The sequence below is a fragment of the Actinomyces naeslundii genome (genome assembly GCF_001956585.1).
GTDB classification, from domain to species: domain Bacteria; phylum Actinomycetota; class Actinomycetes; order Actinomycetales; family Actinomycetaceae; genus Actinomyces; species Actinomyces naeslundii.
The window spans coordinates 93,937-112,811 of record NZ_MSRR01000013.1; the positions used below are offsets into that span (position 1 = coordinate 93,937).

17 protein-coding genes are annotated in these 18,875 nt (G+C 65.4%); 6 read left to right on the forward strand and 11 right to left on the reverse strand.

What is annotated here, in order from left to right:
- Positions 1-34 precede the first annotated feature (34 nt).
- The 5 genes from BKH33_RS07575 to BKH33_RS07595 all read right to left on the reverse strand — a co-directional run bounded on the left by BKH33_RS07575 (position 35) and on the right by BKH33_RS07595 (position 4,651).
- The gene (locus BKH33_RS07575) at positions 35-349 is read right to left on the reverse strand and encodes a hypothetical protein (RefSeq protein ID WP_003780894.1); all 315 of its coding nucleotides are present in this window, start codon (positions 347-349) and stop codon (positions 35-37) included.
- Between the two features lie 187 nt (positions 350-536).
- Complete coding sequence (locus BKH33_RS07580) at positions 537-2,021, reverse strand: multicopper oxidase family protein (protein WP_003780972.1); 1,485 nt, start codon at positions 2,019-2,021, stop codon at positions 537-539.
- A 56-nt stretch (positions 2,022-2,077) separates the two neighbouring features.
- Positions 2,078-3,133 (reverse strand): sensor histidine kinase, encoded by a 1,056-nt coding sequence (locus BKH33_RS07585; RefSeq protein ID WP_003780895.1) that lies wholly within the window; start codon positions 3,131-3,133, stop codon positions 2,078-2,080.
- Positions 3,134-3,183: 50 nt separating this feature from the next.
- The gene (locus BKH33_RS07590) at positions 3,184-3,900 is read right to left on the reverse strand and encodes a response regulator transcription factor (protein WP_003780993.1); all 717 of its coding nucleotides are present in this window, start codon (positions 3,898-3,900) and stop codon (positions 3,184-3,186) included.
- Positions 3,901-3,931: 31 nt separating this feature from the next.
- Positions 3,932-4,651: a DUF6803 family protein gene (locus tag BKH33_RS07595; RefSeq protein ID WP_008733373.1), complete on the reverse strand. Its 720-nt coding sequence runs from the start codon at positions 4,649-4,651 to the stop codon at positions 3,932-3,934.
- 103 nt (positions 4,652-4,754) lie between these two features.
- Between BKH33_RS07595 and BKH33_RS07600 the strand changes: the two genes are divergently transcribed.
- Positions 4,755-5,327: a hypothetical protein gene (locus tag BKH33_RS07600; RefSeq protein ID WP_082246448.1), complete on the forward strand. Its 573-nt coding sequence runs from the start codon at positions 4,755-4,757 to the stop codon at positions 5,325-5,327.
- 122 nt (positions 5,328-5,449) lie between these two features.
- On the opposite strand, the gene BKH33_RS07605 is transcribed toward BKH33_RS07600, so the two are convergent.
- The 5 genes from BKH33_RS07605 to BKH33_RS07625 form a co-directional block, all read right to left on the reverse strand.
- Positions 5,450-6,238, reverse strand: a complete 789-nt coding sequence (locus tag BKH33_RS07605) for a VOC family protein (RefSeq protein ID WP_003780980.1) — start codon at positions 6,236-6,238, stop codon at positions 5,450-5,452.
- 134 nt (positions 6,239-6,372) lie between these two features.
- On the reverse strand, positions 6,373-7,200 hold the full coding sequence (locus BKH33_RS07610) for a helix-turn-helix domain-containing protein (protein WP_076142677.1): 828 nt from the start codon (positions 7,198-7,200) through the stop codon (positions 6,373-6,375).
- Between the two features lie 334 nt (positions 7,201-7,534).
- Positions 7,535-8,656: a hypothetical protein gene (locus BKH33_RS07615; protein ID WP_232621521.1), complete on the reverse strand. Its 1,122-nt coding sequence runs from the start codon at positions 8,654-8,656 to the stop codon at positions 7,535-7,537.
- Positions 8,657-8,823: 167 nt separating this feature from the next.
- Entirely contained in the window at positions 8,824-10,080 is a 1,257-nt protein-coding gene (locus BKH33_RS07620) for a hypothetical protein (RefSeq protein ID WP_232621522.1), read from the reverse strand.
- Positions 10,081-10,301: 221 nt separating this feature from the next.
- Positions 10,302-12,149 carry a phosphoenolpyruvate carboxykinase (GTP) gene (locus BKH33_RS07625; RefSeq protein WP_076142678.1) on the reverse strand — a complete coding sequence of 616 codons (1,848 nt, stop codon included), beginning with the start codon at positions 12,147-12,149 and terminating at the stop codon, positions 10,302-10,304.
- 243 nt (positions 12,150-12,392) lie between these two features.
- On the opposite strand from BKH33_RS07625, the gene BKH33_RS07630 reads away from it, so the two are divergent.
- From BKH33_RS07630 to BKH33_RS07650, 5 genes are all read left to right on the forward strand, one after another.
- Positions 12,393-13,232: an LppM family (lipo)protein gene (locus tag BKH33_RS07630; protein WP_003780978.1), complete on the forward strand. Its 840-nt coding sequence runs from the start codon at positions 12,393-12,395 to the stop codon at positions 13,230-13,232.
- Positions 13,233-13,286: 54 nt separating this feature from the next.
- On the forward strand, positions 13,287-14,279 hold the full coding sequence (locus BKH33_RS07635) for an LppM family (lipo)protein (RefSeq protein WP_003780931.1): 993 nt from the start codon (positions 13,287-13,289) through the stop codon (positions 14,277-14,279).
- Positions 14,280-14,365: 86 nt separating this feature from the next.
- A complete protein-coding gene (locus BKH33_RS07640; protein ID WP_003780982.1) occupies positions 14,366-15,310 on the forward strand; it encodes a hypothetical protein in 945 nt (314 codons plus the stop codon).
- A gap of 72 nt (positions 15,311-15,382) precedes the next feature.
- Positions 15,383-16,288 carry an LppM family (lipo)protein gene (locus BKH33_RS07645; protein ID WP_003780963.1) on the forward strand — a complete coding sequence of 302 codons (906 nt, stop codon included), beginning with the start codon at positions 15,383-15,385 and terminating at the stop codon, positions 16,286-16,288.
- A 176-nt stretch (positions 16,289-16,464) separates the two neighbouring features.
- Entirely contained in the window at positions 16,465-17,340 is an 876-nt protein-coding gene (locus BKH33_RS07650) for an LppM family (lipo)protein (protein WP_003780879.1), read from the forward strand.
- Positions 17,341-17,497: 157 nt separating this feature from the next.
- On the opposite strand, the gene BKH33_RS07655 is transcribed toward BKH33_RS07650, so the two are convergent.
- Positions 17,498-18,784, reverse strand: coding sequence for an adenylosuccinate synthase (locus tag BKH33_RS07655; RefSeq protein ID WP_003780882.1), 1,287 nt, complete (start codon positions 18,782-18,784; stop codon positions 17,498-17,500).
- Positions 18,785-18,875: the final 91 nt, after the last annotated feature.

The window sequence follows — 18,875 nt, forward strand, 5'->3', positions numbered from 1 at the left end:
CGAGACGGTGCTGCCGGTGGATGGCGGGCGGTGGTCAGTGCTGGGATCCGTGGTCCATCATGCGCATCATCAGCCACATCATGAGCATGCAGCTGATGGCGGGCACGAGGGCGGCCAGGACACCGCCGGCGGCGAGGCTGGCACGTCCGGCCCACAGGTAGCCGGCGACCACGAGCAGCATCGGTGCGCACATCAGCAGGTGCATCCAGTGGTGGGACTTGCCGTGCTGGTGGGAGTTGCCGTGCTGGTGGGTGGTGCTGGTGGGGTCCTGGTCGGTCATTGGGCCGGTAAGGGGCTGGCGGGGGGCCTCGCCGAAGGAGCGGGGGGCCTGGTCGGGGCTCGTGTACATGGCGTGTCCTTGTCTGCTCGGGGAAGGGGTTTTCCTTCCACTTCCACGGTGACGGGGCGAGGTCAATGAGCTCGCGAGGTTTGGTGAAGGTCTGGTCAAGCTCTGCAGACGGCGATGGTGAGGCTGCCGCAAGGGGGCAGCCGCGCCATCAGGGCAGGCGTGGGTGGCCGACATCGGCCGGGAGATGTCAGTAGCGCAGGGTCGTCATCATGCCGAGTTCGGCGTGGTAGATGTTGTGGCAGTGCAGCATCCAGGTGCCGGGGTTGTCGGCCTGCAGGTCGGCCTCGACGGTCTCCATGGGGCGGATCAGGACGGTGTCCTTGCGCAGCCCGTCGCTGCCGGGCAGGGCCCAAGTGTGGCCGTGGATGTGCATGGGGTGGGCCATCATCGTCATGTTCGTCATCCGCAGCCGCACGCGCTGGCCGCGGCTGAGCGCCAGTGGGGTGTCCTCGCCGAAGCGTTTGCCGTTGAGGCCCCACGCGTAGGGCTTCATCTGGCCGTTGAGTGCCACGTCGAGGGTGGTGTCGGGCTTGCGGTCGGGCAGTCGGGCGCTGTCGGCGGGCTTGAGCTGGGTGGTCAGCAGGGCCTTGCCGTCGAGTTCTGCGATGCGGGTGTCCGGGGCCGGGACGTTGCCGGAGCCGGTGCGCACGATGGCGCGGGCCAGGGTGCCCTTCTTGCCCTCGGGCGCGGCCTGCAGCACGAACACGCCGTCGCCGAGGGTGATGGTCGCATCCAGTCGTTCTCCCATCGCGAGGTAGACGGCGCTGGCCTGGGTGGGGGTCACAGGGAACCCGTCGGTGTGGGTGACGGTGAGTCGATGGCCCTGCAGGGCGAGCTTGAAGATGGTGTCGGAGGAGGCGTTGACGACGCGCAGTCGTACCTTCTGCCCGGGCTTGGCGGTCAGGGTGCGGGGCGCGGCGGGGACGCGGCCGTTGACGAGGTAGTGGGGGTAGGTGACGTCCCCGGCGTCACCCAAGGGTGACATGCCGTGGTCCATGCCGCCCATGTCGTGGTTCATGCCGCTGGACACGGTGCCGTTCTGGGCCTTGAACGCGGCGAGGATGTCATCGGGTGAGGTGCCCACGCCATCGGCCCAGTCGTCGAGGGTGATGATCCACTCGTGGTCGTAGCGGCCGGGTTCAGCGGGGTCGTCGATGACCAGCGGCCGGTACAGGCCGCGGTCGATCTGCACCCCGGTGTGGGGGTGGAAGAAGTAGGTGCCGGGGTCGGGGGCGACGAACTGGTAGGTGAAGCTGCTGCCGGCCTCGATGGGTTGCTGGGTGACGCCGGGCACGCCGTCGCTTGGCTGGCGCAGCGCGATGCCGTGCCAGTGGACGGAGGTGCTGGTGGGAAGCTTGTTCTCGACGCGGACCTGCAGCAGGTCTCCGGCGCGGGCCCGCAGGACGGGGGCGTCGAGGGTCTCGTCGTAGGCCCAAGTCCTGGCTGTGACGCCGCCCAGATCGAGGGTGACCGGCCGGGGCGTGAGGACGTGGTTGACGGTCTTCGTGCCGGGGGCTGCGACCAGCGGGGTCTGGCTGGGGATCGTCAATGGGGAGTTCGGCGCGGCGGGTGCTGCGGCCGGGGTGTTCTTGGCGCCGCAGGCGCTCAAGGCCCCTGCCGAGGCCAGGCCGAGACCGGTGAACAGGACGTGGCGGCGGGAAAGTGTGTTCATGTCCTTGAGCCTGTCGGGCCCGGATGAAGCCCCGGCAGGGGTTGGTCAAGATCTGGTCAAGAAGTCACGGTGGGCAGGGTCAGCGCGAAGGTTGCGCCGTGGCCGGGGCCGTCGCTGTGGGCCGTCAGGTCACCGCCGTGGGCGCGGGCAATGGCCCTGGAGATCGCCAGGCCGACACCGGTTCCACCGTCGACGTCGCGAGTGCGGGTGCCCTCGACGCGGTAGAAGCGTTCGAAGACGTGGGTGAGGGCCTCGGTGGGGATGCCGACGCCGTTGTCGGTGACGCGGACCACGGCCCGGTCGTGCTCGTGTCTCATCGCGACCTCGACCCGGTTGCCGCCCACCGTGTGTTGCAGGGCGTTGCGCAGCAGGTTGTCCAGGACTTGCCCGATGCGAGCGGCATCCACGTCGACGCGCAGGCCGGGAACGGTCTGGGCGTGCAGCGTCACCCCGGCGGCGTCGTAGGCGTGCCGGGCTGCGGCGACGCTGGCCGTCACGATCTGGTCGAGGTCCTGGTGGCTCAGCGACAGTGGGATGCTGCCTTCCTCGGCGCGGGAGACCTCAGAGATGTCGGCGGCCAGGGCGGCCAGCCGCTGGTTCTGCCGTAGCAGGATCTCGACGTTTGCGGGGGTGAAGTCGACCACACCGTCCTGCAGTCCTTCGAGGGTGACCTGGGTGGCGGCCAGCGGGGTGCGCAGCTCATGGCCCAGGTCGGTGAGCATGCGTCGTCGGGTCTGCTCCGTGGAGGCGATCTGGCTGGCCATGTGGTTAAAGGCGTCGGCGACCTGGGCCAGCTCGGGGCTGGCCGAGGTCATCATGACGGGTTGGTCGTAGTGTCCGGCGGCGACATGTTGGGCGCCGTCCACGAGGGCTTCGACCCCGCGCGACAGGTTCCGGTTGAGGACGGTGGCGACCCCGAGGGCGGCGAGCATCGCGGTGCCCAGACCCACGGCCAGTGACACCAGGCCCGCGTCGTGGAAGGCCTGCTGAGCGTGCTCGACGACATCGGGCTGGGCGTGGCCGGCTTCGAGCATGTGCATCCGGAACCATGCCGGGCCGACCAGCAGTGCCGTCAGCACCGTGGTGGCGGCCATCGCCGCCACCACGGCCATCTGGGTCCACAGCAGTCGGCGTCCCCAACTGCCGCGCGGGTTGCGCGGCATCACTGCCCTTGGCCCATCCGGTAGCCGACGCCGCGCACCGTCTGCACGAACCGGGGCTGGGAGGGGTCGTCACCGAGCTTCTTGCGCAGGTGCGCGATGTGCACGTCGACCAGGTGGTCGTCGCCGACCCAGTCCTCGCCCCACACGGCGTCGGTGAGCTGGCGGCGGTTCAGCACCCAGCCGGGGTGTTCCGCCAGGGCCTGCAACAGGTCGAACTCGGTACGGGTCAGCTCCACCGGTGACGCGTCGAGCTCCACCCGACGCGACGACGGGTCCAGGGTGAGGGCGCCGATGCGGTGCACCACCGCGGCCGTGGCGCCCGTACTTCCGGCGCGGGGGCGTCTCAGCAGCACCTGGATGCGAGCCACCAGCTCACGCGGGCTGAACGGTTTGGTCATGTAGTCGTCCGCGCCGACCGACAACCCGATCAGCTTGTCGACCTCGTCGGCGCGGGCCGTGAGCATCAACACGTAGCAGTCGCTGAAGGTGCGCAGCTGGCGGCACACCTCCACCCCGTCCATGCCCGGCAGGCCCAGGTCCAGCACCACCACGTCGGGGGCCGTGGCCCGGACAAGGTCAAGCGCGGCCAGCCCGTCCCCGCAGGTCTGGGCCGACATGCCGGCCCGCTCGAGGTAGTTCTTCACCGTGCCCGACAGCACCGGCTCGTCGTCGACGACCAGGACACTCGGTACAACCGCAACAGAAGCGCTGTTCATGACACCACCTCACCACGGACCCGGCCGGGGATCAATTCGACGGGGCGGAGCTGGGCATCATCGTCGAGTGGTCCATGTCCGTCATGCCACCCATGTCGTGGTTCATGCCGGACATGCTGCCCATGTCGTGCTGCACCGAGGCCGGCGCCTTCGGCGAATAGCCCATGACGGCAGGGTCGAGCATGCCGAAGATCATCGCGACGTGGGCCACCACCAGGAACACCGCCACCATCGCCACGTGCAGGCGCAGGCGCCCGGTCTCGTCGCGGCCCAAGAGCTCGGCCTCCAGCAGGCTGATCACCAGCATCGGCACGCCACCGGCCAGGTACGACAGGACAGCGATCACGTCCGCGGGGCCACGCCAGCCACCATTGACCGTCAGCGGAACCACGGCAGTGATAAGCAGGTGCAGGCCGATGAACACCCACACCGGCCCGGCCAGCAACCCGGCCCAGTGGCCCACCTTCGTCACCCATCCCGGCGCCGGACGCTCACCCCGACGAGCCAACAGCATCACCAACTCGGTGATCGCGAGCGTCTCGGCCAGCACGACCGGAAGCGCCATGAACAACAGCAGGTTCCACGGCTGACGCACGGCCAACAGCCCCATGTAGTGGGTCATCGGCATGCCCTCCATCCCCGACCCGGAGGTCAGGTCAGGGGCGGCCAGGGCCAGGGCGGCAGCTGCGATGGTGCCGACACCCAGGGCAACCAGCGGCACGGTACGGGAAGAGTTCTCGTTCGAGGTCATGGCCACAAGCCTCGAAGCCCCACACCAAGGTCGGGGCAAGGGAATGTGAAGATTCGGTCAAGCCGGTCTCCGGGTAGACATGGGGCCAGAACAGACCGTCACCATGGGGCCAATCGAAGTTGACAGAGCCACCAAGACGACGCTCATCCCCTCCACCCGTCGTCCCGGCCCCGCCGACGCCGCGGTGGTTCGCACCGTCGAGGAGGCCCTGCACCGGCGGGCACACCTGGGGCGGATCACCGTTGATCAGCGGCTCTATGAGGGCTACACGGCTCCGTTGGGACTACGTTCGGCCTCACCGGGCCTGCGCACGGCGGGGCGTGGAACCCGGCTGCCTCTGCCCGAGGGCGAGACGATCCGCTTCTTCCTGCACTGGCGCGACCTGGCCGTGGGCGTGGGCGAGCACCAGGTGGCGAACCTGGATCACAGCAGCAACCGGGCCCTGGCGCATCTGCTCGACCTGCTGGAGGGTCGGCGCATGCCGCTGGCGCACCTGCTGGGGCTCTTGGCCGACGACGTCGTCGAGGACCCCGATAAGGCCCAGCTGGTCTTCGGCGAAGGCAGGATCCTGCCGTGGCAGACCGAGCGGCTCCTAGCGCTGCTGGACCCCGAGAGAGTCACGGCGGACGCGGTCTCCGAAGCGGACGGGGGCGCCGAGGACCGGCAGGCGGGGTAACACTGGGCAGTGTCCAGCCATGAGGGTGCTTCCTTCCGCATTTTCACAGCATCCAGCGCTCTCGCTCTCCGGACACGGCCGGGCGGGGTCATCAGTGACCCCGCCCGGCCGCTGTGTGCGGGTCAGAAGGTGGTGAGCAGGAAGCGCGCCCCGTACGGATCAGCAACCTCCACCATGCGCCCGAACGTGAAGTCGATGGGCTCGACGACGATGGTTCCCCCGAGCTCGCGCACCCGCTGAGCGGCGGCGTCTGCGTCCTTGACCCCGAAGTAGATGCGCCAGCGCGAGGGGGCCTCCTCACCCCCGAAATAGCCTGCCCGGCCCACACCGCTCACAGATCTGCCCCCGACGACGCTCGTGTAGAAGGACTGCTCCTGGTCGTCAATGGTCAGCCGGCGGGTGGGCCACCCGGCGGCCTCCCGGTAGAAGCGCTCAGCCAGTTCCAGGTCGCTGGCCAGGACGTCGAACCACACCGGCATCCCGGCCTGGTAGGGGTAGGGTCCCTCGAAATCCTCATCTTCCAGGAGCCCGATGACGTTACCGTCGGGATCGGAGGCGAGGGCGTAGGCCATGGTCTCAGTGACGCGAGTGGGTTCCACAACGACACTCCCTCCGGTTCTCTCCGCGGCTCCGGCGGCGGTGCGGACGTCGTCGACCATGAAGCTCACCCGCCAGCCTGAACCACCGGGGGCCTGGGCGGCAGATTCGAAGGAGCCGATGAGCCGGCCGCCGTGATGCACCTCGGTGGTCAGCGGTTCGTCCGGCTCACTGCGGGTGATCTCCCAGCCGAGGAGGTCCCGGTAGAACGCGGCCGAGGCGTCGATGTCCGGTGTGTACAGCTCGATCCAGCAGGGAAAGCCGGCAAGGCGCTCGGCGGGCACAGGCAGGGCATTGGCGGTGATGTCGGTCATCAGTGGCTCCTTACTCCAGCTGCATGTCGAGGGACGTCATAACGCTCCACGACGGTAGACCGGTCGGCGCACCGCTAACGACTCCGATCCTGCTCTCTTGAGCGGTGCCCCTTTCAGGCCGACTCAGACGACCATCAGACCACCATCGCTGCCAGGGCCACAAGGACCGCGGGATCCCAGGGGAGGGCGGCGCGCACCGGCAGGGTGACGGGGCCGGCGACGGGAACCTCGGGGACGGGCAGTCGCGCGACGAGCGGGCTCGCGGGGGCCAGGTGCTCGTAGACGCTGGCACCGTCGGGAAGAACGGTGGCGAGGATCCAGGGAGCGTCCGGGACCACGGGCAGCTCCACCTCGTCAATACCACGACGCAGTGTCCCGGTGGCCGGCAGCCCGCTGGGGACGGGGCGGGGAAAGGTGCCGACCCACTGGTAGGGGGCAGGTCCGAGCGCACGGCGCATCTTCTCCGGAACTTCCGGGCGTACGCGGATCCTCCCCGCCGCCGGTACCAGGAGGCTTACGGCCGGCAGGGTTTGCTCGGCGATCCGGTCGGCGATGCGACGCAGGGCGCCAGGCGGGGTTCCGACGTCGCGCAGGAAGCGCCGGCTGAAGGTACCCACCGAGGTGTAGCCGACCTCGTGACAGGTCTCGGCCACGCCCATCCGGTGGGCGACGAGGAGGTGCTTGGCCTTGTGCAGTCGCCAGGCAGCCAGGTAGTCCATGGGCGAGGTTCCGACGGCGGCCGTGAAGACCCGGGTGAGGTGGGAGGGGCTGTAGGCGAGGTGCGCCGAGAGGTCTCCGATGGTGACACGATCGCGAAAATGGGTGCGCAGGTACCGAGTGGCTCGCAGCGCCAGGTCGGCGACGGCCTCGTCGATCGTCTGACCCATCTGTGCGCCGTCGGCCGCTGGAGCCACGTGGGAGGAGCCTGGCGACATGAACCCATCAGGTGAGTACTCGCGCATGACGCCACGTTACACAGCGGTGACCTCCGAAACGACGACGAGATAGGACCCCACCCACTCGGGCGGAGGAGCTGGGGCTCTGGCATCGAAGATTCCGCTGGCTGATACGCCGACACAGGCCACTTCCGCGGGAAGCCTGACTTCCTACGCTGTCATCGCAACCGACGCACTCCCCAGGAATGGGTCGATGCCGATTCCCCAGAATCAGTCCCCGTGTCAGCCTCAGTACCAGACGGCGTCCTCGTACGGGTACCCCTCGCTCGCGTTCCGCACGCACCGAGTTGGTCCAGGACATCATGCCCACTCGGCGTCGACGAACGCCCGGCGTTCCGGTTCAAGCGGACTGATCTCGCCGCGGGATCATCAAACCGATGCTCTTTTCGAGTATCTCGCGTTCTTGTTGCATGCCCTCATCCTGCACGGCGATATACCGGCCGCTCTCTCGGGTGACTCCATGGGCGACACCCCAGAGCCAGATGGCTTCACAGCGGGCGACCAACTGCTCCTGCCTCCGACGAAAGTTCCCCCATGTGACACCGGCACCGTCCAGTGCGATCTGCCTCCCGTTGGCATGCACGACAAAGATCCTGTCCCCGACGACGAACAGGTCGGAGCGGGACTCCGGCCAGGCGCAGGTCCTCCTCCCGGCACGAATTCCTCGGTCATCCACGACTACTCGCTGGAAGCATCCATAGATCTTGTATATGGGGTAGGCCATTAATACGGGAGCAAGAACAAGAAACAGTATCGCGTAGAGTCGATCCGAGTCACTCACCGAGGTTGTTTCATAGAATAGCTGCTGAACGCTAATGAGGATGAACAGTACCCCCAATCCGATAAGGAAGAGTCCACCGTTGCAGAGATGTTCTTTGATTCTGCGCCAGACTGGGGTGCAGAACACAACACGACTCTTTCTCATCATCTTGTCGGCCCCATGATTCTGACGAGCCTCCACCAGCCGAGGATCCTCGTGAACCGACTCAGCGTCAGAGACGATCCAGCCGTGTCGTCGGACATAATTCAACATGGCCCGGAGAGCAGCAGAGCCCCTGTTGCTGGAATCATCCAGCGTCATGCCGAGAACACAACCTGGAAGCCTGATGAGATCGTCACGATCACCATTCACGAGTACGATCCGAGTTCGATCGATTCCTCCTTCGGATCCAGGCGCAGTCATATCAAGCGTCGAAAGCGTGAACCTTGAGAGCACTGACGTCCAAGGACGTCGCTCAGTGAACAGAAGACGCCGCATCTCAACACCGGACTCGCTCAGAACAGATCTACGTCGCGTAACATTTATCCCCCAGATCGTCGGAATGCTGAGCATCATAAGAACATACATGTCATCGGAGCGATAGAAGCCGCTCATCAGCGAGCCCAGCAATTGCGCCCCCGTTGACGCCATCCAGGCGACTCCCACGACGGCCGCCGCCATCGCGACGTACCGAACGAGCACTGAGCGCCTCAGTATCAGGCGTCCATCTGAGGTCTCAGTCGTCCACCCCCGCAGCGACTTGTTCCTGACTGGGCGCCTGCTTCCGGAACCTCCAGAGGTGTTCCCGGCGCCACCAGAACGGCTCGTAAAAGATATCATCACACGTCACCCTCTCCCAGGAAATGCAATCAACCATTGAATGTGGCCGATGATCTCAATCCTGCACGTATCTCAAACACTTCTCTGTCTCGTTGCATGTCTTCGTCCTGAAGACGGATATATCGGCCATGCTCTTCTGCGACACCATGAGTCACTCCCCAGAGCCATATGGATTCACACTGAGCTATCGCCCTCTCTTGCCGTTTTTTAAAACCACCGATCCCCAGCCCCGTCGCAGGCAGGGGAACGGGCGAACCATCGCGCCCCGCTAAGAAGACTCGATCACCTGCGACATACAAGTCAGAGCGGGACTCCGGCCACGGAATAACCCGTCCCTTGACTTGAATCCCCGCCCGGCGGACCAACGTCCTCCGAAAGCAGGACACTATTCCCACCAATAGAATCACCGCGGGAATAGCACCAAGGATGAGTAGAGTCACTCCGAGCATTACAAGCCAAACATCGCGAGCGTCATCCCTGAGCACGTCCTGCGCTCCCGCGAGGGGGAGTGCAGCCATGAAGAACATGATCACGCCCCAACTACACATCATTTCCTTCAGCTTCCGCACAGCGGGAGCACAGTAGGTCAACTCCTTTCGATTCGCGATCGCCGTCCTATCTATCTCTCCGCGAGCCCGTACCATCTCAGGATCCGCCTGAAGATTACCGAGATCGGAGACCACCCAGCCCCTCTCCTCGGCGAATGACCAAATCCGCTCAATCATGTATTCGCCTTCCACCCAGGATACGCTTCCCGGTAGTCTAATAAGGTCGTCTAGCGCCCCATTGATCAACATCAATCGATTTCGGTAGATAAGCACTCCATACGGACAGTGCCTACCGATTTCGATAGTGGAGAAGGTTATTTTCGATCGAGTTGCGGGCCAGGGGCGCAACTCTGCGAAGAGCAGTCCCCGCATCTCAATGCCCGATTCGCTAAGAACAGTTCGGCGCCGCAATGTGTTCACCGCCCACGCGAGCGCCCCTACAGTAAGGCAGAGAAGAAGGTGAGTATCTTCCGGCGAAAGAGAATCACTCAGGCGCATATTAAGAAGGAACAGCCACGCAATAGAGATGACTATCACTGCCACCGCAGCCAATCTCACTATCGTCGACCTGCGCAGGATCAGCTTGCAGTCGCCCTCATGAATACACTTGAGAGTAGCCCAACCTCTAAAGGGGTTCTTGAGGCGCACAAAGGAACCGTCTGGGGTATAGCGACCAATACCATCTTCGCCTAGAATGCCGCGGACATTACTTACGTAGAAGTTTTCTCGACGTTCCACTCTCACCACCTCCGCATGGCGCACCGCGGTTCGATGCAGCACCATAGATGCCCCACCCGCCCGCCGTATTATTTCCACTATATTCCTTTACATCACAGGAATCTGCCCGTCACGATGGGCACCACTCACCACCTCGGTGCGACAGAGAGACGGGGGCTCCCACCGGCGAACCGGTGGGAGCCCCCGTCAGAGTCCTTCGCAGGGAAGGCTCTCAGCCGTGATCAGGCATTCTTGGCCTTGGCGATGCGCTCACGGAACTTGGCGAGCTGCTCCTTGATGGCCTCGGGGAGCTTGTCGCCGAACTGCTTGTAGTACTCCTCGGTGTCGTCCATTTCGGCGGACCAGGCCTCGGGGTCGATGTCGTACATCTTGGCCCACTCCTCCTCGCCCAGGTCGAGGCCCTCGAGGTTGAACTCCTCGAACTTGGGGTAGCGGCCGGTGACGCCGTCGATCGCCCCGGCCTCGCCAGAGGCGCGGCGCACGATCCAGTCGAGCACGCGGGAGTTCTCGCCGTAGCCGGGCCAGATGAACTTGCCGTTCTCGTCCTTGCGGAACCAGTTGACCTGGTAGACCTTGGGGAACTTGTCGCCCAGCTGCTCCTGCATCTCCAGCCAGTGCGTCCAGTAGTCGGCCATGTGGTAGCCGCAGAAGGGCAGCATGGCCATCGGGTCGTGGCGCAGAGAGCCGACCTTGGCGTCCAGGGCGGCGGCGGTGACCTCGGAGGCCACGGCCGAGCCGATGAACACGCCGTGGGCGTTCTCGTACTGCTCGGCGACCAGCGGCACGTTGGTGGCGCGGCGACCGCCGAAGAGGATGGCGTCGATGGCCACGCCCTCGGGAGCCTCCCAGTCGGGGCAGATGATCGGGCACTGCGAGGCCGGAGTGGTGAAGCGGCTGTTGGGGTGGGCGGCCTTCTTGCCCTCGGCGGCATCGGCCGGGGTGAAGTCGTTGCCCTGCCAGTCGATGAGGTGCTCCGGCATCGGGGCGTCGATGCCCTCCCACCACACGTCGCCGTCGTCGGTCAGAGCGACGTTGGTGAAGATGGTGTTGGCCTTCATGGTGTCCATGGCCATGGGGTTGGTGTCGTAGGAGGTGCCGGGGGCGACGCCGAAGAAGCCGGCCTCGGGGTTGATGGCGCGCAGGCGGCCGTCGGGGCCGGGGCGCATCCAGGCGATGTCGTCGCCGACGGTCTCGACCTTGTAGCCCGGGATGGTGGGCTGGAGCATGGCAAGGTTGGTCTTGCCGCAGGCGCTCGGGAAGGCGGCGGTGACGTGGTACTGCTTGCCGGTCTTCTCATTGGTCAGGCGCAGGATGAGCATGTGCTCGGCCATCCAGCCGTCGCGGCGGGCCATGGTCGAGGCGATGCGCAGCGCGTAGCACTTCTTGCCCAGCAGGGCGTTGCCGCCATAGCCGGAGCCGAAGGACCAGATCTCATTGGTCTCCGGGAAGTGGGTGATGTACTTCTCGTCGTTGCAGGGCCAGGTGGTGTCCTTCTCGTGCTCGGCCAGCGGCGCGCCGACGGAGTGCACGGCCGGGACCCAGGGGCGGCCCTCGGCGATGAGGTCCATGGCGGCCGAGCCCATGCGGGTCATGATCCGCATGTTGACCACCACGTAGGGGGAGTCGGTCAGCTCGATGCCGAGCTGGGAGATGGGGCCGCCCAGGGGACCCATGGAGAAGGGGATGACGTAGAGGGTCCGGCCGCGCATGGCGCCGTCGAACTTCTCGTTGAGGATCTTCTTCATCTCGACCGGGTCGTACCAGTTGTTGGTCGGGCCGGCGTCCTCCTCCTTCTCGGAACAGATGAAGGTCCTGGACTCCACACGGGCGACGTCGCTGGGCAGGGAGCGCGCGAGGAAGGAGTTGGGGCGCTTGTCGGGGTTGAGGCGGGTGAACACGCCGGACTCGACCATCTCGGTGGTCAGACGGTCCCACTCCTCCTGTGAACCGTCCGTGAAGTAGACCTTCTCGGGCTTGGCCAGCTCGGCGATGCGCGTGACGAATTCGATGACATCCTCAGGAGCGTTAGCCGGCGCGGCGGCGCGAACGTCCTTCTCAGACACAGTCATGCGAGTCCCTTCCTTGGGTATGTTGATCCGGTGAGCGCGCCGTTGGAGACCCGCTCGGTCGAGGGCAATCCTCCCCCACGTGGCGCCCGAGGTCACATCGCCGAAGGTCCTAACTCGGCCACTCGGCCCGGCCACACCGGCATGTGATCGGCCACATTCGGGAGGATGACGGCTTTTGCCGCCTTTGAAACGACATCGTTCCGCCCTCAGTGAAGGTCCAGTGCGAGCGTGTAGCGTGCCCGCATGTCCGTCGCGCCGTCTCCCGCGTCCAGCCCCACGCGTTCCTTCGTGCGCCCCCGGGCCCGTCTGCTGTTTGGTGCCGCCGCTCGGTCAACCATCGTGGCCGCCTGCTGTCTGGCACTGAGCGCCTGCACCGCTCACATGGACATGACCATCAGCTCCCAGGGCTCCTACGACGTCGCCCTGGAGATGCGGGACACGACCGGCGCCGTCTTCCCCCAGGGCAAGACCCCCGACTGCTCCGCCTACTCCGACCCGGCCGCCCTGGGCGTACCTGAGGGAACCACGATCAAGGCCGAGCCGATCACCGGCGACGACGGGCTCGGCTGCCAGGTGAGCATCAGGGGCGTCAAGGTTCCCCAGGCCTCGTCCGCCGAGCCGAACACGATCGTCGTGCGCGACGGCGACCTCTACAAGGTGACGATCCAGCCCTTCTCATCCGACCCCTCACAGGAGACCGGCGGGGCCGACGGCGCAGCCGGGGCCACGCCGGAGGCCGCAGCTGCGCCGTCGGGAGGCCAGGGCGAGCCCCAGCCGAGCAGCACCTCCTTCAGGGGCGTCGTCGACACCAAGGTCTCAGTCACTTTTCCCGGCGCGGTGACGCAGTCCGGCGGAGGCAAGGTCTCAGGCACCACGGTCACGTGGGACGACCCCGACACCGTGGCCAAGGGCGTCAGCGCCTCGGGTTACGCGCAGAACTCCAGGGGCGTGTCCTGGTGGAGCAGGTCGGGGATCTGGCTGTCCGCCGGCCTCGTGACAGTCGGTGGAGCCCTGGCGGCGGTCGTTCTGCGGCGGCGCCCCACAAGGCACATGTCACGCCGGCGGTGCACGCGCAAGGACTAGCCACTGAAGGCGGGTACTCCCCTGCAAGGAGCTGCGCCGCTTTAGACTCAAAGCATGAATGATGCCTCTCGCAACGTCCCGCGGCCAGTGGCCTGGGCGGCACTGGCCGCCCTCACCCTGATCCTGGCCGGCTGCGGAGTCCACTACGACTTCGTCATCCATGACAACGAGACCGCCGACTTGACCTACATCATGTGGGACTCATCCGACCTGCACCTCATCACCAAGGAGACCTGCACAGAGAAGGACCTGGGGAAGTCCTCCCCGCTCCCCGAAGGCGTCGAGGCGACCTACACCTACACGTCCCACAACAGCAATCCGGCCTGTCAGGTCACCGCCAAGGCGGTTCCACTCAGCAAGCTTCAGACTGACACCTGGACGATCAAGCACAAGGACGGGCAGTACATCTTCGACCTGTCACCAGGCTCACTGAGCAAGCTCGGCTCGAAGAACCCGCAGCTCCCCTCCCAGAACATCGGGGGCAGCACCAAGGTCGCCGTGTCCGTGACCTTCCCCGGCGAGGTGACGAAGTCCAACGGGAGGAGCGAGGGCAACAAGGTCACCTGGGACAATGCGCTGGAGAGCTCAGACAGCCTGCACGCCGAAGGCGAGGACGGGAGGTTCCACCTGCGGTGGTGGATGGTTGCCATAGCCAGTGGCATCGTCCTCCTCATCATCGTGGGGGTTGTGATCTACCTTCTGCGAGTCCGGCGCGCCCAGCAGATGAGTCAGGCTTCCCCATACGGCGGGGTCCCGCAGGATGCCGGGGCTGCCGGCGCGATCCCGTCAGACGTCTACATCAGCGGGCCGTACCAGTCACCTCTTCCCTGCGCCCAGCAGCCGACGCCGGGGCCGACCCAGGTCTATCCCGTTGCCGATCTTCAAGCCGGTTACTCCCCGTACGTCGCCCCGGGTCCGGGTGCCGTCGCCTTTCCACCCCAGGACACGGGATACGCGGGACACTCAGCAGGCCCCGGCTACGCGCAGATGCCTTACCAGGAAGGAACCGGCCACTCGGACTTCCGGCCGCCCCAGGACCGACCCTGAGACCAAGGCGGACGGACAAAGCCGGCTACCACCACATTGCTACGCAAACGGCCGCCGAGGGCCCAGGTAACGGTTAGGGTGACGTCATGAGCTGTGCCGTCACCACCAGGAGACTCCATGCCGCACTGAGTGCACTGGCTGTCCTCACCTTCATCGCTGTGATGGCTCTAGTCTCTCCTCCAGGGCAAGCGGCAGACGAGCTGAATATCACTATCGAAATGAAAGTCACCGTCAAGAGCGATGACAATTTTGAGGCATCCTTCGTCATCACCGACCAGACGGACTACAGCGTGGTTCCCCCCATCACAGAGGGCAGTTGCACCCTGAACTACTTCCTCCTGGAGCCGAATATCTTCGCCAATGCTGAGACGAAATTCGACGACGGGAAGGACAAACGAGTCTGCACCATAACGAGGAAGGGGAAGATCTCTGAGACCAACGGCGCGATCAGCCACAAGGACGGCGAGTACTCCATCGACACCAGCTCCCTGAACGGAAAGGAGCCATCACCGAAGTTGCGACTGTCCTATGCCGCCACATTCCCCGGGGAGGTGACCCAGAGCGATGGCGGAGAAGTCGAGGGCAACGAGAGAAACACCGTCAGCTTCACCGATTTCACGGGCCGCGTGGTCAAGGGCAAGGACCGTCCCGCCTCCGCGCTGACGACCAGCAAGCTCCTGCCCTGGATCATCGGCGGCGTCGGATCGCTCGTGGTCATCGGACTCATCACGATGGCAGTCGTTGTACGACGCCGTCAGCGGAGCAGCCCGCCCCAGCCAGGACCACACCCGCAAGCCTTCCCCGTTCCGGGCCCCGCATCGCAGGTGTTCCATCCCAATCAGCCGGAACCTCAGCAGTTCCCCGCGCAGTCCACGCCTCATCATCCGTACCAGCAGCAGTACCAGCAATACCTCGGACAACCGTCGCAGCCCAGCGCCCCCGATGGGACGGGCGACAGCACCTATCCTCCCGTTCCGACGCAGGCGCCTCCGCAGCACAGCGGGTGGCCCCCACCGCAGCAGCCTCAGTGACAGCCCACGCCGGGGAGCGATCCCCATGAAGCCCCGGTTACAACCCGGCATCGAAACCGCTACTGTGGGCCCATGACACCTGCAGCCACCCGCCGCATCCCTGCGCCCTTATCCGCATTGACGGCTCTCGCGGCCCTCGCCCTGTCCGCGACCCTTGCGTTGGTCACGACTCCCAGTCACGCCGCCCCTCAGGCAGACTTCGACGTCAAGCTCACCATGAACGTCGACGTCACCATCAAGTCCAACGACACCTACAACGTCCACATGGACATGATCGACTCCTCAACCGGCGTCGAGGCACTGACCGAAGACTCCTGCTCCGCAGAGAGCTTCAACGAGATCAGCTCCGATGACTACTACAAGAACGCCAAGTTCACCTTCAAGGAGGAAGGCGACACCCGCACCTGCACCATTGAGGGATCCGGGAAGATTGCCGACGCCAAGGGAATCACCCACGAGAAGGGCGAGTACATCGTCGATGCCACGTCGGGCGGCAGCTCTAGCACTGCCGATTCGGTACCGGGTCTTGAGCTGAACTACTCGGTGACCTTCCCCGGCAAGGTCACTGAGGCCGACGGCGGCAAGGTCGAGGGCAACAAGGTCACCTTCACCGACTCGATGAACCACAAGGTGAAGGGCAAGGACGGCTCCATCCCCATCTGGGTGTGGATCCTTGTCGGCGTGGGAGCCCTGGCCGTGGTCGGCGGTGCTGCCGCCTTCTTCATCATCCGCAGCAAGAAGAACAAGAGCCAGCCCTCCTATGGTGCTCCCGTTCAGGGCTACGACCCGAACCAGGCCTTCCCCGGCCAGCCCGGTCAGCAGGCGGGTTACGGTGCTCCTCAGGCCCAGCCCGGCCAGCAGGCGGGTTACGGTGCCCCTCAGGCCCAGCCCGGCCAGCAGGCGGGCTACGGCACCCCTCAGGCCCAGCCCGGACAGTCGCCTTACGGCGGACCCCAGCCCGGACAGGGCACCTACTGACACCTGATTCACACTGATTCACACCATGCCACCGGGGCTCCGGAGTCTTACGACTCCGGAGCCCCGCACCTTCTTTCAGCCTTTTTCTTTTCTCCGCTGTTATCCCAGGTTATATCGGCTGCCCCTTTCCGTACGTTCGCCTGTATCACCTCCGACAATCGTCTAGGGTGATGCCCATGGCAGCAACTACTCCCCTGCGTCCCAGCCTGCGCGCACTGACATTCATCCCACTTCTTGCGTCCCTCGCACTTGTTTCCCCTGCGGGCAACGCATTGACGCCCGCCTCAACAAGTCAAGACAGCCGAGGCTCCTACACCGTTGATATCACGATTAACAAGGACGACACCTATGACTACAAGGTGGCCGTCGCTCGAAACGAGAAGAACTCTTCATCATCGGACGATCTGAAGGAGAGCTGCGAAGAGTCGACCGGTTCAGGATCCTTGGCGAACGCCAAGGCGACCTACTCCGAATCCGGTGGGCGTCCCACCTGCACCTTCACCGGGAAGGAGAAGATCTCCGAGAGCAATGACCTCATTGAGCACGTGGGTGACGAGTACGTCTTCGACACCGAGAGCGGAGACCTCTCCCGCGCCGATGACGACCTGGATTTCTCCCTGTCAGTCACCTTCCCCGGAAAAGTCACCAACTCCGACGGCGGGAAGATCGACGGAACCACCGTCACCTTCAAAGAGCCCGGTGAGTACCGGGTGACCGGCAAGGACACTCCCGCCTTCCCATGGGTCTGGGTGATCCTCGGAGTGCTGGTGGTCGCAGCTGCCGGAGGCGGTGCCTTCTGGTACCTGAACAACCGCAAGAAGGCGACTCAGCAGCAGACGTATCAGGTGCCCCCGACCGCAGATGCGGGATACGCACTCGGGCAGCCGCCGTCCCCTGCTCCCGGGCAGGCACCGGCACCCGGTTCGGTACCCCCACCGGCCTCGGCCCCAACCGGTCCGGACTACGTGCAGCAGGGACACGACAGTGCGGCGGGCCCCGGCCCCGTTGTCCCTCCTTCTGACAACCAGCCAGGCTCACCGACCACCCACTGAAGTCGACCACGGCGGCCCTGAGCAACATGCCAGCCATGCACTGCGCTCAGGGCCGCCGTTTTCATGCAACGAAGTCAGTGGCGCCTGCCCTCCGTTCACACAGATTTGAGGCGGGAGAGGCACCGTCCCACCCTTCGGCGCACCCCGCCGACAGGCGTCACCCGATGAGTGAATGACGCGAGATCGTGGCCTCGCGTCCCGGCCCAACGCCGATCGCGGAGACCCGGCAGTGGGCCAGCTCCTCAATGCGCAGCACGTAGTCCTGGGCGGCCTGCGGCAGGTCGGCGAAGCGGCGCACCCCACTGATATCCTCGCTCCAGCCGGGCAGCTCCTCGTAGACGGGGACGGCGTGGTGGAAGTCGGACTGGGTCAGCGGCATCTCCTGGGTGACGGTGCCCTCGATGTCGTAGGCGACGCACACGGGAATGGTCTCGTACCCGGTCAGGACGTCGAGCTTGGTCATCACCAGATCGGTGAGCCCATTGACGCGGGCCGCATACCGGGTGACGACGGCGTCGTGCCAACCGCAGCGGCGCGGACGGCCCGTGGTGACGCCGAACTCGCCGCCCTCGTTGCGCAGGCGCTCGCCCATCTCGTCATGAAGCTCGGTGGGGAAGGGTCCTTCCCCCACTCGAGTGGTGTAGGCCTTGACGACGCCGACGACCGAGTCGATCCGGGTGGGCCCCACGCCGGTGCCGGTGCAGGCGCCGCCGGAGGTGGGGTTGGAGGAGGTGACGAAGGGGTAGGTCCCGTGGTCGATGTCGAGCATCGTGGCCTGGCCGGCCTCGAACAGGACCGTCTTGCCCTTGTCGAGGGCGCTGTTGAGCACCAGGGAGCAGTCCACGACCATGGGGCGGACCCGCTCGGCGTAGGAGAGCAGCTCGTCGGCGACGGCATCGGCGTCGATGGCCGCCCGGTTGAAGACCTTGAGGAAAAGGCTGTTCTTCTGGTCCAGGGCGGAGCGCACCTTCTGACGCAGGATCGACTCGTCGAAGAGGTCCTGGACACGGATGCCCACACGGTTCATCTTGTCCGCGTAAGTCGGGCCGATCCCGCGGCCGGTGGTGCCCAGCTGGCGCGCGCCCAGGAAGCGCTCGGTGGTGCGGTCCAGGACCCGGTTGTAGGAGGGGATGATGTGGGCGTTGGCGCTGATGAGGAGGCTGGAGGCATCCTTGCCACGAGCCTCGATCTCGGCGATCTCGTTGAAGAGGACCTCCAGGTCGACGACGACGCCGTTGCCGATGATAGGAGTGACCCCGGGGGTGAGCACACCAGCTGGTAGAAGGTGGAAGGCAAATTTCTCGTCGTCGATGACCACCGTGTGGCCGGCGTTGTTACCGCCGTTGAACTTGACGACGTAGTCGACGTCCTGACCGAGTTGGTCAGTCGCCTTGCCCTTTCCCTCGTCTCCCCACTGGGTCCCGACGACGACAACGGCTGGCATGGCTGCTCCCTGGCTTCAGTGACGGCGTGCCGGTGGACACACCGCCCTCAAGCCTACCGGAGCCCGAGGACAAAGATCCCGATGACGATCC

What these genes read in the sequence shown, in the direction of transcription:
- BKH33_RS07575 (WP_003780894.1), bottom strand. Translation starts at nt 349, where the DNA reads ATGTACACGAGCCCCGACCAGGCCCCCCGCTCCTTCGGCGAGGCCCCC.
- BKH33_RS07580 (WP_003780972.1), bottom strand. Translation starts at nt 2,021, where the DNA reads ATGAACACACTTTCCCGCCGCCACGTCCTGTTCACCGGTCTCGGCCTG.
- BKH33_RS07585 (WP_003780895.1), bottom strand. Translation starts at nt 3,133, where the DNA reads ATGGCCGTGGTGGCGGCGATGGCCGCCACCACGGTGCTGACGGCACTG.
- BKH33_RS07590 (WP_003780993.1), bottom strand. Translation starts at nt 3,900, where the DNA reads ATGAACAGCGCTTCTGTTGCGGTTGTACCGAGTGTCCTGGTCGTCGAC.
- BKH33_RS07595 (WP_008733373.1), bottom strand. Translation starts at nt 4,651, where the DNA reads ATGACCTCGAACGAGAACTCTTCCCGTACCGTGCCGCTGGTTGCCCTG.
- BKH33_RS07600 (WP_082246448.1), top strand. Translation starts at nt 4,755, where the DNA reads ATGGGGCCAATCGAAGTTGACAGAGCCACCAAGACGACGCTCATCCCC.
- BKH33_RS07605 (WP_003780980.1), bottom strand. Translation starts at nt 6,238, where the DNA reads ATGACCGACATCACCGCCAATGCCCTGCCTGTGCCCGCCGAGCGCCTT.
- BKH33_RS07610 (WP_076142677.1), bottom strand. Translation starts at nt 7,200, where the DNA reads ATGCGCGAGTACTCACCTGATGGGTTCATGTCGCCAGGCTCCTCCCAC.
- BKH33_RS07625 (WP_076142678.1), bottom strand. Translation starts at nt 12,149, where the DNA reads ATGACTGTGTCTGAGAAGGACGTTCGCGCCGCCGCGCCGGCTAACGCT.
- BKH33_RS07630 (WP_003780978.1), top strand. Translation starts at nt 12,393, where the DNA reads ATGTCCGTCGCGCCGTCTCCCGCGTCCAGCCCCACGCGTTCCTTCGTG.
- BKH33_RS07635 (WP_003780931.1), top strand. Translation starts at nt 13,287, where the DNA reads ATGAATGATGCCTCTCGCAACGTCCCGCGGCCAGTGGCCTGGGCGGCA.
- BKH33_RS07640 (WP_003780982.1), top strand. Translation starts at nt 14,366, where the DNA reads ATGAGCTGTGCCGTCACCACCAGGAGACTCCATGCCGCACTGAGTGCA.
- BKH33_RS07645 (WP_003780963.1), top strand. Translation starts at nt 15,383, where the DNA reads ATGACACCTGCAGCCACCCGCCGCATCCCTGCGCCCTTATCCGCATTG.
- BKH33_RS07650 (WP_003780879.1), top strand. Translation starts at nt 16,465, where the DNA reads ATGGCAGCAACTACTCCCCTGCGTCCCAGCCTGCGCGCACTGACATTC.
- BKH33_RS07655 (WP_003780882.1), bottom strand. Translation starts at nt 18,784, where the DNA reads ATGCCAGCCGTTGTCGTCGTCGGGACCCAGTGGGGAGACGAGGGAAAG.